Source organism: Pseudooceanicola profundi, assembly GCF_050897955.1.
Lineage (GTDB): Bacteria > Pseudomonadota > Alphaproteobacteria > Rhodobacterales > Rhodobacteraceae > Pseudooceanicola.
In genome coordinates this window covers 2,675,632-2,688,305 of record NZ_JBPAXZ010000001.1, presented here as the reverse complement: position 1 = coordinate 2,688,305, position 12,674 = coordinate 2,675,632, and the positions used below count along the sequence as shown (strand labels likewise).

Sequence of the window (12,674 nt, the reverse complement as noted above, 5' to 3'; positions counted from 1 at the left end):
GATTTTTTATGTGAACCAAGAACAAACCCGGCAAGGGATTTCGGAGGCAAGCAGATGGGCTTTCCAGGCGTCTGGATGACAGAAAGCGAAAGCGTGGTCTATCGCGTGGTGCCGAAATGCGCCTGTTCGACCATCGGCCAGATCATGTTCTATTCAGACCACGGCCGCTTCTTCGACGGAGATATCCACGATTCCAGCGAGGGGCTGCACAAATGGGCTCAGGACTGGTCGCAGGGCCCGATCGAACAGAACGTCAGCGCGCATCGCAGTTTTGCCTTCACCTGTGTCCGGAACCCCTACACCAGGGTGCTGTCGTCCTTTTTCGACAAAATCTGTGGTATTCAGAGGAATGGGAACAGGTATCGCGGCAACCTGGTGCCGCTGCTGATACAGAAGTATGGCATCGAAGTGGGTGGCGATGACGGAAAGCAGGAATTCGACCAGATCAAGTCGTTCCGCCGGTTTCTGCTGTTTGCGCGTGACACGATCCGCTGGCGGCGGCCGATGGAGCCGGACATCCACTGGTCGGCCATGTCGGGCCATGTCTCCACCTTCATCAACAACGGCGGGCGCTACGACAAGATTTTCTGGACGGAGCAGTTCAACGACGGCATGCAGCAGGTTCTCGACCGGATCGAGACCCCGCATGCCATCGATCTTGGCACCATACCGCGGTTCAATGAAAGCGAAGGCCACGGTCCGAAACGGGCGCATCCCGTCGAAGACTATTTCGACGACCTGTCGATGCATCTGATGTACGAGATCTATCAAAAGGATTTCGACCTGTTCAAATACGACGCCCAGGATCCGTCGAACAAGATGCCGATCGGTGAGATCGACCTGGACGAGGTGCATGCCAAGCTGGGCGACTGAGCTTCAGGCTGTCTCAAGGTAGCCGGCAACGATCCGGTCGAGACGCCCCAGCACATCCTCCATATCCGTCTCGCCAGCCATCACGGCGCTGTCGACCAGCGCGGCCGTCACGGCACATAGATCACGCGCCGCGATATCAGGCCTGGGCACATTGTGACGGGTCAGGACACCCGCGACCAGCGGCTCCACCGCACCTTTTATTGCTGCGATTTCTTCCGTCTGCGGAAGGCTCTCTTCGATCAGCTCCAGCATTCGGGCACGGTCCGGGGCGGCCAGGTGGTGGCGCACCGATGCCTCCAGCAGGGCGCGGGTGATGTCCGGGAGCGTGGCATGACGGTTCAGGGCCGCCGCCTCTTCCAGATCCTGCAGCATGTCATGTCGCATACGGCGGATCAGTTCCAGCCAGATCGCCTCTTTCGACGGGAAGTACTGGTAGAGCGAACCGATGGAGACGCCGGCGCGGTCCGCGATCCGGTTGGTGGTGGCGCGGGCGCCTTCGGATAGCAAAAGCTGAGCCGCGGCTTCGAGGATGGCCTCGCAGGTCACCAAGGCCCGGCTCTGAAGCGGCCGTTTTCGTGGAGAAAGCTGTTGTTTGGGCATCGGCGGCTCCGGCAAGGCGGGATGCGAGTATAATATGTGAGATTTTGCTCATATTTCTATCTCATCTTTTATGGTGCAAGGAATTTCGCAATGCTGACCACCTTTCTTCTGCTCACCGCGCGACCGGGCTGGCTGGCGCTTCCGCGTGAGGAGCGACGGCAGATCGCCGGGGCCGCACTGGCCGAGACCGGGTTCGATACCATCCGACATTTCGATGCGGAGGCCTTTTCCGCCTTCTGTTCCGACGTGGTGATGGTCACCGCACCGGACGCTGCCGCCCAGAACAGGGCGATGGAACGCCTGCGGGACACGCCGATCTTCGCCGCACCCTATTTCGACCTCGTGGCGGTTCTGCCCACGATCGAGGACGGGTTCCGTCAGTATGAAGCGGAGGCAGGGCTGTGAGCGGGCCGTTCGCAGGGCGCAAGGTGGTTCTGACCGGGGCCACGCGGGGCATCGGCGCCTGTATGGCACAGCAGTTGATTGACGGCGGCGCCCATCTGGTTCTGCCCGTGCGGAGCCCGAAGGCGCTTGGACCGCTGCTGGACCGTCATGCGGCGCAGATCACGATTTTACAGACTGACCTGTCCGACCCGGCGGAGGTGCTGCAGCTTGCCGGCCGCATCGCCACGGATCACCCCGATTGCGCCGGGCTGATCAACAATGCCGCCGTGATGGTTCATACGCTTTACACGGGGCGTGATCCGGCGCTTGACCGGATCGCGCCGGAAGTGGCGCTGAACCTGACCGCCCCGATGATCCTGTCGGCGCGACTGCTGCCGGTTCTGGCCCGCCAGAGCGGCGCGTTCCTGTGCAATGTGACCTCCGGGCTGGCGCTGTCGGCCAAGACGGAAGCGGCGGTCTATTCGGGCACCAAGGCGGGGCTGCGGAATTTCACCCGGGGTCTGCGCAATCAGGTGCGTCAGGCGGGTTGGGACATAACGGTAACAGAGGCGCTGCTGCCGGTTGTGGACACCACCCTGTCGAGCGGCGGGCCAGAGGGGAAGATGCCGCCCGAAGTGGCCGCCCGTCATATCCTGTCTGGCATCGGGCGACAGGAGACCGAGACCTTTATCGGCAAGGCCCGGCTGCTGGCGGCGATCCTGCGGGCCTCACCGGCGCTCGGGCACCGGATGATGGCCCGCATGTAAGATTAGCGGTTGAGCTTAGGCGAGGCGCGGTCGATCTTGAGCTCCGCATCGGAGAAACGGAAGGGGCCCCGCACGCCGGGGATCCCTTCCGGGTCGATCCGCATGCCACGGGCGATGACCTGCGGGTCTTCGAAGACCTCATCCATATTGTTGATCGGCCCCGCGGGGATGCCCTTATCCTCGCATTGCGCCAGCAGGTCTGTCTTGGTGAAGGTCAGACAGGCCGCCTGGATACGGCGGATCATCTCAGGCCGGTTGGCGACCCGGGCGGAATTGTCGATATAATCCGGGTCACCCTTCATATCGGGCAGGCCCAGCACATCGCAGAGCCGCTGATACTGGCCGTCATTGCCCGTAGCGATGATGATATGGCCGTCGGAGACCTCGAACACCTGATAGGGGGTGAGGTTGGGATGGTAGTTGCCCGTCCGCTCCGGCGGATTGCCGGTGGAGAGGTAGTTCATCGCCTGATTGGCCGTGACGGAGACAGCGGTATCCAGCAGCGACATATCGATATGCTGGCCGCGTCCGGTACTGGCGCGCTGATGCAGGGCGGCAAGGATCGCGGTGGCGGAATAGACGCCGGTGAAGAGGTCGGTTATCGCGACGCCCGCGCGCAGCGGCTGACCGTCCGGTTCGCCGGTCAGGGACATCAGCCCTGACATGCCCTGAATGATGTAGTCGTAGCCCGCACGATGCGCATAGGGGCCGGTCTGGCCGAAGCCGGTGATCGAACAATAGATCAGGCGCGGGTTCACCTGCGCAAGGCTCTCGTAATCCAGCCCGTATTTCTTCAGCCCGCCGAGCTTGAAATTCTCGATCAGGATATCGGCATCGGCCACCAGTTCGCGGACCAGCTGCTGGCCCTCCTCGGTGCGGAAATCGGCGGTGACAGAGGTCTTGCCCCGGTTGCAGGAATGGAAATAGGCCGCCGACCGGTCACCTTCGCGTTCGATGAAGGGCGGGCCCCAGCGACGGGTATCGTCGCCTTCCGGGCTTTCCACCTTGATCACCTCTGCGCCGAGGTCAGACAGCGTCTGACCGGCCCAGGGGCCGGCCAGGATACGGGCGAGTTCGACGACCTTCAGGCCAGCAAGCGGCGTGGACATCAGCCCTCCAGCTTGGCGTCGAGGATCGCGGCCAGATCGTCGTAGGTCATGTTCGAATGCTTTTCGCCGTCGATGATCAGCGTGGGCGTGCCGGTGATCTCATCCGCCGTTGCGTTCTTCTGGTACCAGGCGACGAGTTCACGCGCCTTGTCCTCATCGGCCAGGCAGGCGTCGAGCTCTTCCTTCTCAAGGCCGGAGATCATGCCGATCTTGCGCAGCCGCTGGGAGATGCCCTGCGGGTTGCCGTCGCCGATCCAGTCCTTCTGCTGGTCGAACATCATGTCGGCCACACCGAAAAACCGCTCCGGCCCGGCACAACGGGCGACCATGGCGGCCCAGAGGCCAAACTGGTCGAAATAGACGTCGCGAAAGACGAATTTGACCTTGCCGGTGTCGATATAGTTGGTCTTCAGCTTGTCATAGACATTGGCATGGAAATTGGCGCAATGCGGGCAGGTGAAGGAGGCATATTCGGTCAGTGTGACCGGCGCCTCGGGGCTGCCGAGCATCATTTCGGTTACGCCGGAGGTGTCGACCTCCGCCTCGCCCGCGACGGGCGTGACCGTGGCGATGGAGGTGGTGCCGGGCGCGCTGCCCTGACCGAAATACCACGCAGCGCCGGCGGCTGCGACGGCGGCTGCGCCACCGACGATGAAAAGTCTGCGGTCCATTTAGGATCCTTCCTGTTTCTTCTGTTTGCTTAGGACATTCCTGGCCAGCGCCTCAAGGGCCGATCTTAGGTCGTCGTTGCCGACGCCTTCCGCGACCGTTCTGGCCTCTGCCGCAACTTCGGGGCTGTGAGTCTTGGGTGTGACCCCTTGCGGTTTTGTCGAAAAGGCTACCTGCCCCTCGGCAAAGCCGGTGGCGGCGGTCTGGGTGACGCGGACGCGGGAGATGGCGTTGTAGCCGTAGACGGCATTCACCTTCTCGCGCAGGCGTTCCTTCTGCATCTCGACCATGGGCGCCATGGGGCCGGTGGTCAGAACAGTGAGCGTCGCGCCAAAGCCACCCTGACGGCCGTATTTGACATCGACGGGCCGCGCCATGGAGGCCAGATCGCCCGCGATCTCCTCCCAATGGGTGAGCAGGCGCGTGACCGCAAAACCGCGCGTCTCGCCGGCCTTGCGGATCTGGGTCTCCAGCAATTTCGACGTGCGGGCAAAGCCGTATGTCGTCGTTTCGCGTCTGGCCATCTTTTGCCTTTCGGGTTCGGGCTCTATCCTAGTCGGATATGCGTGGGCCGCACCAGTGGGGCGGGCTCGCGTCCCCATAAAGAATACGTGACGGTTTGACATAATGACAGCAGGCGCAGAGGCCCGGGATCTTTTGGAGTGGTATGACGTGCATGCGCGCGATCTGCCGTGGCGCGTGCCGCCCGGGGCGACGCACCGGGCCGATCCCTATCGCGTCTGGCTGTCAGAGATCATGCTGCAACAGACCACGGTTGCCGCTGTGCGGGCCTACTTTCTGCGCTTCACGACGCTCTGGCCCGATGTCACCGCGCTGGCGGCGGCGCCGGATGAGCAGGTGATGGGGGAATGGGCCGGGCTTGGCTATTACGCCCGCGCCCGCAACCTGCTGAAATGTGCGCGCGTTGTGGCCAGAGAGCTGGGCGGGATGTTTCCGGATACGGAGGAGGGGTTGCGGGCGCTGCCGGGGATCGGGCCCTATACGGCCGCCGCGATTTCGGCCATCGCCTTTGACCGGCCGTCGGTGGTGATGGATGGAAATGTGGAGCGGGTTATGGCCCGGCTGCATGACATCCACACCCCCCTGCCCGCCGCCAAACTGGCGCTGAAGGCGGCGGCGGCGGCTTTGACCCCTTCTGCGAGACCCGGCGACTACGCACAGGCGGTGATGGACCTGGGCGCCACGATCTGCACGCCCCGCTCGCCCGCCTGCGGCATCTGTCCGTGGCGCGACCCCTGTGTCGCACGGGCACGCGGAACGGCGCCCGAACTGCCCGCCAAGACACCGAAAAAGGCCAAGCCGGTGCGGCTGGGCATCGCCTATGTCGCGCGGACGCCGGAGGGCTGGCTGCTGGAGCGGCGGCCGGAAAGCGGGCTGCTGGGCGGCATGCTGGGCTGGCCCGGGACGGTCTGGGCCGAAGATGTGCCGGTCGAAATGCCGCCGGTGGCGGGCCCCTGGCGCGGTCTTGGTGCGGAGGTCCGGCATACCTTCACCCATTTCCACCTGCGGCTGGCGCTGCGGGTTGCCTTTCTGGAGACGGAAGAGGTGCCGGAGCCGCTGCGCGTCGTGCCGCACCACCAGTTCCGTCCAGGCGATCTGCCCACGGTCATGCGAAAGGCATTTGACCTTGCGCAAGGCGCGTTGGAGACTTCTGGCGACAGTTAGGCGTCAGACCTATGCCGGAGCAGATGATGACCCACCCTTTCGCCAGTTTTCGCAGCGCCCTGCCCTTCTGGATGACGCTGATCAACGTGCCTCTGGCCCTGATCGGCACGATCTGGGGCGGGCTCTGGGTGCTGTTGCTGCCGGTCTATGGGTTCGTGCTGGTCACCGTGCTCGACAGCCTGGCCGGGCTGAACGAGGAGAATGCCGATCCGGAGACGGCGGAGGCCGATCTGAAATGGTATCGCGCCATCACCCTGATCTGGGTGCCGGTGCAGTTCGTGACGCTTTTCTTCGTCATCGGCTATGTCGCCTGGCACCGGCATCTGAACGGGTGGGAGGTGCTTGGCCTGATGTACGGCATCGGGATCATGACCGGGGCCGCTGGCATCGTCTATGCGCATGAGCTGCTGCATCAGCGGAACCGGCTGGAGCGCTGGCTGGGCGATATCCTGCTGGCGATGGTGCTCTATTCCCATTTCCGGTCGGAACATCTGCTGGTGCATCACCTGCATGTGGGCACGCCGCGCGACGCGGTGACGGCGCGGTACAATGAAAGCTTTTTGCGGTTCTTCCCCCGCGTGCTGATGGAATGCCCCCCAAGCGCCTGGCGGGCGGAGGTGGCGATGCTGCGGCGTCGCGGCGCGGGGCCGTTCGACCGGCGCAACCCCTTCTGGCGTTATGGGGCGCTGCAGCTTGGTATGCTGATCTGCGCGCTGATCGTGGGCGGCTGGTATGGGCTGCTGCTATTCCTGATGCAGGCGTTTTTCGCCGTCTGGATGCTGGAGCTGACGAATTACGTCGAACATTACGGTCTGACGCGGAAATATCTGGGCAATGGCCGGTTCGAACATGTCAAACCACATCATTCCTGGAATGCGGCGCATACCGTGTCGAACTGGATGCTGATCAATCTGCAACGCCATTCGGACCATCACTACAAGCCCGACCGCCGCTTCCCGCTGCTGCAGACCTATGGTGCGGATCAGGCACCACAGCTGCCCTACGGCTATCCGCTGATGGCAAGCCTTGCGATGGCGCCGCCGCTCTGGCGCCGGATGATGAACCCGAAGGTCCGGAAGTGGCGCGCGATGTATTACCCGGAGATCACCGACTGGGCGCCCTATAAGCGCGGCAGACATGAAGATCTGGCCAGCTGAGAACAGGCTTGCGACTTCCACAGGCGGGTTTTGCCAATAAAGCGGCCCTGTCTGCGATGAGACAGGGCCCAGTTGGGCGCCCTCCCGGCGGTATCGGGGGCACCGGCAATTTCGTCTGATGTGTGGTCTTTGTCCGGCGTGCCGGGCTCAGTTCATCTCCGCCCGGATCTGCTGACGCAGAAGGTCGATCGGGATGGTCTGGCCGTCCTTGCGGAAATGCCAGTAGGTCCAGCCGTTGCAGGACGGCGCGCCTTCGATATGCGCCCCGACCTGATGGATCGAACCGTTGAACCCGTCGGTGGCCAGCGTGCCGTCGGCGCGAACGCGGGCGGCCTGGCCGCGCTGGTTCACCAGCATCTCACCCGGGCGCAGCATGCCACGCTCGACCAGCTGGCCAAAGGGCACACGCGGTTCGGCGCGTTTGGAGGTGGAGACCTGAAGCGCCTCGCGGTCGAACTTGCGGACACGGGCGATGCGGGCCTCGGCCACCTTGCGATAGGCCTCCTCCCGCTCGATCCCGATGAATTCGCGGCCCAGCATCTTGGCCACGGCGCCGGTGGTTCCGGTGCCGAAGAACGGGTCGAGGATCACGTCGCCGGGATTGGTCGAACCGACCAGCACGCGATGCAGCAGCGCCTCGGGCTTCTGGGTCGGATGGGCCTTTTCGCCGTTGGCATCCTTCAGCCGCTCACCGCCATTGCAGATCGGCAGCACCCAGTCGGAGCGCATCTGCACGCCTTCATTCAGCGACTTCAGCGCCTCGTAGTTGAAGGTGTATTTGGCACCCTCCCCTTTCGAGGCCCAGATCATCGTCTCATGCGCATTGGTCAGGCGCTTGCCGCGGAAGTTCGGCATCGGGTTCGACTTGCGCCAGACCACGTCGTTCAGGATCCAGTAGCCGGCATCCTGAAGCGCGGCGCCGACGCGGAAGATATTGTGGTAGGAGCCGATCACCCAGATGGCGCCATTGGGCTTGAGCAGCCGCTTGGCCGCCGCCAGCCATTCCCGCGTGAACTGGTCATAGGCCGCGAAGGAGGCGAACTGGTCCCAGTGGTCATCCACCGCGTCGACCTCGGAATTATCCGGGCGATGCAGGGAGCCTTTCAACTGCAGGTTGTAGGGCGGGTCCGCAAAGATCAGGTCGACCGAATTGGCCGGGAGGGAGTTCATCACCTCCACGCAATCGCCGGACAGAATGGTGTTCAGCGGCAGGGCGGGTGCCGCTTTCAGCGTTTTGTTCGTCATTTTTGCCTCTTATCCGGCCCCGTTTGCGGGTGCTCGTTAGATAACAAAAAGATGAGTCAAAGCTGATTCGCGGTCAATTTCTTTTTTGATTCAAGGGGTTATAAATCAGGCTTTACACAAGATATTGTGGACCGGCTTGAACGACCGCCTATGGTGTGGGGTCACCCCTAGGTCAGAGAGCGCTGAAATATGGCTTTTTGAGGGATATCCGGCGTTGCTCTCCCAGCCGTAGCCGGGAAACTGTTGCGCCAAATCCCGCATGATCGCGTCGCGCGCGATCTTGGCCGCGATGGAGGCGGCCGCGATCGAGACGGATCTTGCGTCGCCCTTGATCACCGCCGTGGCGGGCAGGGTCAGGTCGCGCGGGATCAGGTTGCCGTCGATCAGCACATGGTCCGGGGTCTGGCGCAGCCCGGCGATGGCACGCGTCATGGCGAGGTGGGAGGCGCGGAGGATGTTGATCTCGTCGATCTCCGCCACACTGGCATGGGCGACGCAGACATCGGCGGTGGCCATGATGTCTTCCAGCAGGGCGAGACGGCGCTTTTCCGTCAGCTTCTTGCTGTCGTTCAGCCCTTCGGGGATGCGCACGGGGTCGAGGATCACGGCGGCGGCGGTCACGGGGCCCGCCAGCGGGCCACGGCCGACCTCGTCCACACCGGCGATCAGGGCGTGGCCTCGGGCGATCAGATCCTGTTCGAGGGAGAAATCGGGGGTGCTCATGCTCCGGGGATACACTGTGCCCCCGACATAAAAAAGGGGAGGAAGAGGCCATGCCCCTCTCCCTCCCCGCTCCGCGCGGTCGAACTGGGTGTCGCCGCCGGAGCGTTTCGGGACCTGTTCAGGCGTTGAAACCATACCGGCGCAGACAGGTCCGTTCGTAAAAGAGGCGCGGCCCGGCGGAGGTGTTGCGACGCACACAATCGCTGGGCAGAGTGCCGCGAACGCTCTCCTGAGCGCAGCGCAGCCCATAACCGGTTGTCCATCCGCCGCGGGTGCTGACGTTGCGCAGGCAATTGCGGGGGATGGTGCCGCGGACACGGTCATGGGACGGGTTGCGGCGATCATAGCCGGGCCGCTCCGTGCGGCGGTCGATGGGTTTTTGATAGGTCCGCCCCCAATGATACCCGTTCGGATCAGGGCGGGGATGGTAGCGTTCCGGTTCCCGGTGGTTGTCCCGATTATTGGCATTGGCGATGGCACCGCCGATGATTGCCAGCGCCGTGGCCCCGACAATGATGCGGGTAATGTCTCGGTTGTCGGCCTGAGCCGTGCTGACGTTGACCGAAGTTACCGCGACGGCTGCGGCGAGAATGGTGGCAAGTATGCGGCGGGTCATTGGGGTCTCCTTTTCCGGCGCGGTGTCGGTGCGGTATGTGGTGCATCCCAAAGGCGTCGGCCCGTGCAGCGATGCGACATGAGGAAAAGATGCGCCCTGCCCCAGAAATCGGGCAATAACAGGCGGGGGTTATCGGATAACATCGCGGCCCAGCCCCTTTGGTTATTGAATGACAGCCGGGGGATGGGCACATTCCCGCCCATGAGACAGATGCTTGCCATACTTGGTGTCACGGCCCTGCTGCTGACCGCCCCCGCCGTGGCCCAGGCCGCCTGTGTCGCCGAGTTCAAGGCGAAGCAGGACAATCCCCTGCGGCTGCATTACGGTAGCCAGCAGGTGTCCTCCTGCGATCCTGCCGCCGCCGCGCAGGAGCTGCGCGCGATCCTGGCGCAGAAGGGATGGACGCTGCTGAAGATCGTGTCTCTCAAAGGGTAGTCACTTGAGTGCTCCGCTGAACGGCCCTTCCGGGTCTCAGGAATTTGCCGCAGATGTGCGGCGGGTCGGCACGCGGGTGATGGCCGCCGCCGCCGCGGTCATCGGGCTGATGGGCGTGATCGGTGGCATCCTGCTGTTCGTCACCCTGCCCGATGGCGGGCTGTTCAATGCGAAGGTGGAGCAGCTTTTCGTCTCCAACGACTCGCTCACCGGCGATGCGGAACTGCGGCTGCTGGAGATCCTCGCCCAGTCCGGCACGACCTTTGCCGAAACGCTGTCGAGCTACCGGATCGTCATCTTTGTCCTGCTGGTTTTCACCACCGCCCTGCTAATCGCCGCGCTGGCGCTGCTTGTGATCCTTGCCGCGCTGAACCGACGGATGGCCGCGATCGAACGGTCGGGGATCGAGGTCAACTCCCTCGTCATCAGCCGGGAGGAGAAGATGGTCTATCTCAACAACCACGGCTTCAAGCTGACCGATGCAGCGATGGAGACGCTGTCGATCCTTGCGGAAGCCCGGATGGATGACGAGACGCTGACGGGCGCGCAGATCGAGGCGATGATCTCTGGCCGCAATGTCACGGATTGCGAAGAGGCGGCGGGCGCGACGCGGATCAAGCGACTGCGCGACACTCTGGGCAACCAGCTGGTCAGTGAGCTCTTGGTGCGCAATATCGCCCGGCGCGGCTATATGCTGGCCGTGGGCAAGGATGTGATCCGGGTTCTCTAGACCGGGTCGGCGTCGAGGCGGACGATCCCCTCCCCCAGTCCCGAGGACGGGTAGCGTTGCAGGACCAGCGGGTCATGGCCGGGGATGACATGGGCATCCGAGGTGGCAAGCTCCCGCAGGGTCCGGAAGGCGCGGACGGCATCGCCGACATTGGCGACGATGGGAAAGGGTGCGGCTTTCTCGAAATTCTCGTAGTAATGCGTGGCGTCGGAGGCGAGGACGACCCAGCCGCGCCGCGTCTTCACCCGCACCACCTGAAGCCCGCCGGAATGCCCGCCGACCCAGTGGAGGGAGAGGCCCGGCGCGATCTCCTTCGATCCGTCATGGAAGCAGACGCGGCCTTCGAAGACGCGTTTGACCATGTGCTGGACGTCTTCGACCTCAAAAGGCCGGTTCATCGTGTGGTTGCACATGCAGGGGCCGGTGGCGAAGGCCATCTCCTTTTCCTGCAGGTGGTATCTGGCCTGCGGGAAGAGGTCGTGATTGCCCGCATGGTCCCAGTGCAGGTGGGTGATGATGACGTCTTTGACCGTAGCGGGGTCGGTGCCGGTGGCCTCCAACGCCGCATGGATGGGCCGCAGCAGGGTGCGGTTGCGCCGGTCCGCCACGGTCTGGTCAAACCCGGTATCGACGACAAAGGTGCCGTGGTCACCGGTGATCACCCAGATGAAGAAGTCGAGCGGCATGGGCCCGTCATGGTCATCCAGATGCAGGAAATTGTCGCGCCGCATCCGGTCCATCTGGCCATAGCGGATCGCGTGGATCTCGTAGGTCATGCGGGTCCTCCCTCCCTCATGACGGCATCATGGCGTGGGGAGGGGGGTTGCGAAAGGGCTCAGGCGGTCTGAGAGGCCCGTCGCGTCGCGCGGATCCGCAGGAGGAAGGCCAACAGGAAGACCGCCGTCAGGATCAGGATGATCGTCGCCGCCGGGGAACTGTCGAGCCAGAAGCTGGCGTAGACGCCTGAAATCATGGCGAAAAGACAGGTCATCACCGCCACGATCAGCATTGCGCCGAAGCTGCGCACCAGCAGGAAGGCCACGGCGCCCGGGGCGATCAGCAGGCCGACGGCCAGGATCAGTCCGGTGGCCGTGAGCGTTGCCACGATGGTCAGCGACAGGATCGTCAGCAGGCCGTAATGCAGCAGCCCCACCGGCAGGCCGGAGGCCCGGGCCTGTGCCGGATCGAAGGCATGCAGCATCAGGTCCTTCCATTTCGCCACCAGCGCGACGGTCACGATCATCGCGATGGGTCCGGCCGTCCAGAAATCCTCCGGGCCGACGCCCAGCATATTGCCGAAGAGGATATGGTCGAGATGCACGTTGCTGGGGATGGAGACGTAGATCACGATGCCCAGGGCGAACATTCCGGAAAAGACCACGCCCATGACCGTGTCCTGTTTCACCCGGCTGTTTTCGCTGAGATATCCGGTGGCGAGGGAGGTCACCATGCCGGCAAGGAAGGCCCCAAGGATCAGCGGCGCGCCAATGATATAGGCCAGCACGATGCCCGGCAGCACCGCATGGCTGACCGCATCGCCCATCAGCGCCCAGCCCTTGAGGACGAGGAAGCATGACAGCAGCGCCGTGGGGATGGCGACGATGGCCGCGATCAGGAAGGCGTTCTGCATGAAGGGGAACTGGAAGGGCAGCAGCAGGGTCTGCAGCAGGGTCAGATCGT

Annotated in this window: 16 protein-coding genes; 7 read left to right on the top strand and 9 right to left on the bottom strand. The window is 63.6% G+C overall.

From position 1 onward, the window contains the following. The first annotated feature begins 54 nt into the window (after nt 1-54). Nucleotides 55-873: a sulfotransferase family protein gene (locus ACRARG_RS13680; RefSeq protein WP_432690566.1), complete on the top strand. Its 819-nt coding sequence runs from the start codon at nt 55-57 to the stop codon at nt 871-873. A gap of 3 nt (nt 874-876) precedes the next feature. Here ACRARG_RS13680 and ACRARG_RS13675 read toward each other — a convergent pair whose 3' ends face one another. Further along, nucleotides 877-1,473, bottom strand: a complete 597-nt coding sequence (locus ACRARG_RS13675) for a TetR/AcrR family transcriptional regulator (RefSeq protein ID WP_432690565.1) — start codon at nt 1,471-1,473, stop codon at nt 877-879. 90 nt (nt 1,474-1,563) lie between these two features. On the opposite strand from ACRARG_RS13675, the gene ACRARG_RS13670 reads away from it, so the two are divergent. Together ACRARG_RS13670 and ACRARG_RS13665 are read left to right on the top strand one after the other, a co-directional pair. After that, a complete protein-coding gene (locus ACRARG_RS13670) occupies nt 1,564-1,878 on the top strand; it encodes a darcynin family protein (protein ID WP_432690564.1) in 315 nt (104 codons plus the stop codon). Beyond that, nucleotides 1,875-2,624: an SDR family NAD(P)-dependent oxidoreductase gene (locus tag ACRARG_RS13665; protein WP_432690563.1), complete on the top strand. Its 750-nt coding sequence runs from the start codon at nt 1,875-1,877 to the stop codon at nt 2,622-2,624. The genes ACRARG_RS13670 and ACRARG_RS13665 overlap by 4 nt, the downstream gene beginning before the upstream one ends. Before the next feature lie 2 nt (nt 2,625-2,626). On the opposite strand, the gene ACRARG_RS13660 is transcribed toward ACRARG_RS13665, so the two are convergent. From ACRARG_RS13660 to ACRARG_RS13650, 3 genes are read right to left on the bottom strand one after another with little or no spacing between them, the layout of a single operon-like run. Continuing rightward, the gene (locus ACRARG_RS13660; protein WP_432690562.1) at nt 2,627-3,733 is read right to left on the bottom strand and encodes a CaiB/BaiF CoA transferase family protein; all 1,107 of its coding nucleotides are present in this window, start codon (nt 3,731-3,733) and stop codon (nt 2,627-2,629) included. After that, a complete protein-coding gene (locus tag ACRARG_RS13655; protein ID WP_432690561.1) occupies nt 3,733-4,404 on the bottom strand; it encodes a DsbA family protein in 672 nt (223 codons plus the stop codon). The genes ACRARG_RS13660 and ACRARG_RS13655 overlap by 1 nt, the downstream gene beginning before the upstream one ends. Next, nucleotides 4,405-4,926, bottom strand: coding sequence for a DUF721 domain-containing protein (locus ACRARG_RS13650; RefSeq protein WP_432690560.1), 522 nt, complete (start codon nt 4,924-4,926; stop codon nt 4,405-4,407). A gap of 103 nt (nt 4,927-5,029) precedes the next feature. On the opposite strand from ACRARG_RS13650, the gene ACRARG_RS13645 reads away from it, so the two are divergent. Further along, nucleotides 5,030-6,088, top strand: coding sequence for an A/G-specific adenine glycosylase (locus ACRARG_RS13645; protein WP_432690559.1), 1,059 nt, complete (start codon nt 5,030-5,032; stop codon nt 6,086-6,088). 26 nt (nt 6,089-6,114) lie between these two features. After that, a complete protein-coding gene (locus ACRARG_RS13640; protein WP_432690558.1) occupies nt 6,115-7,245 on the top strand; it encodes an alkane 1-monooxygenase in 1,131 nt (376 codons plus the stop codon). Between the two features lie 147 nt (nt 7,246-7,392). On the opposite strand, the gene ACRARG_RS13635 is transcribed toward ACRARG_RS13640, so the two are convergent. The 3 genes from ACRARG_RS13635 to ACRARG_RS13625 form a co-directional block, all read right to left on the bottom strand. Next, on the bottom strand, nt 7,393-8,490 hold the full coding sequence (locus ACRARG_RS13635; protein WP_432690557.1) for a site-specific DNA-methyltransferase: 1,098 nt from the start codon (nt 8,488-8,490) through the stop codon (nt 7,393-7,395). Between the two features lie 105 nt (nt 8,491-8,595). Further along, on the bottom strand, nt 8,596-9,213 hold the full coding sequence (rnhB, locus tag ACRARG_RS13630) for a ribonuclease HII (protein ID WP_432690556.1): 618 nt from the start codon (nt 9,211-9,213) through the stop codon (nt 8,596-8,598). Between the two features lie 118 nt (nt 9,214-9,331). After that, the gene (locus ACRARG_RS13625; RefSeq protein WP_432690555.1) at nt 9,332-9,829 is read right to left on the bottom strand and encodes a hypothetical protein; all 498 of its coding nucleotides are present in this window, start codon (nt 9,827-9,829) and stop codon (nt 9,332-9,334) included. A gap of 201 nt (nt 9,830-10,030) precedes the next feature. Here ACRARG_RS13625 and ACRARG_RS13620 point away from each other — a divergent pair, with 201 nt between their 5' ends. Together ACRARG_RS13620 and ACRARG_RS13615 are read left to right on the top strand one after the other, a co-directional pair. After that, complete coding sequence (locus ACRARG_RS13620) at nt 10,031-10,264, top strand: hypothetical protein (RefSeq protein ID WP_432690554.1); 234 nt, start codon at nt 10,031-10,033, stop codon at nt 10,262-10,264. Nucleotides 10,265-10,343: 79 nt separating this feature from the next. Next, complete coding sequence (locus tag ACRARG_RS13615; protein ID WP_432691370.1) at nt 10,344-10,994, top strand: winged helix-turn-helix domain-containing protein; 651 nt, start codon at nt 10,344-10,346, stop codon at nt 10,992-10,994. Here the strand turns inward: ACRARG_RS13615 and ACRARG_RS13610 are convergent. Both ACRARG_RS13610 and ACRARG_RS13605 read right to left on the bottom strand, forming a co-directional pair. Beyond that, nucleotides 10,991-11,770, bottom strand: a complete 780-nt coding sequence (locus ACRARG_RS13610) for an N-acyl homoserine lactonase family protein (RefSeq protein WP_432690553.1) — start codon at nt 11,768-11,770, stop codon at nt 10,991-10,993. The genes ACRARG_RS13615 and ACRARG_RS13610 overlap by 4 nt on opposite strands. Before the next feature lie 59 nt (nt 11,771-11,829). After that, nucleotides 11,830-12,663, bottom strand: a complete 834-nt coding sequence (locus tag ACRARG_RS13605; RefSeq protein WP_432691369.1) for a metal ABC transporter permease — start codon at nt 12,661-12,663, stop codon at nt 11,830-11,832. Nucleotides 12,664-12,674 lie beyond the last annotated feature (11 nt).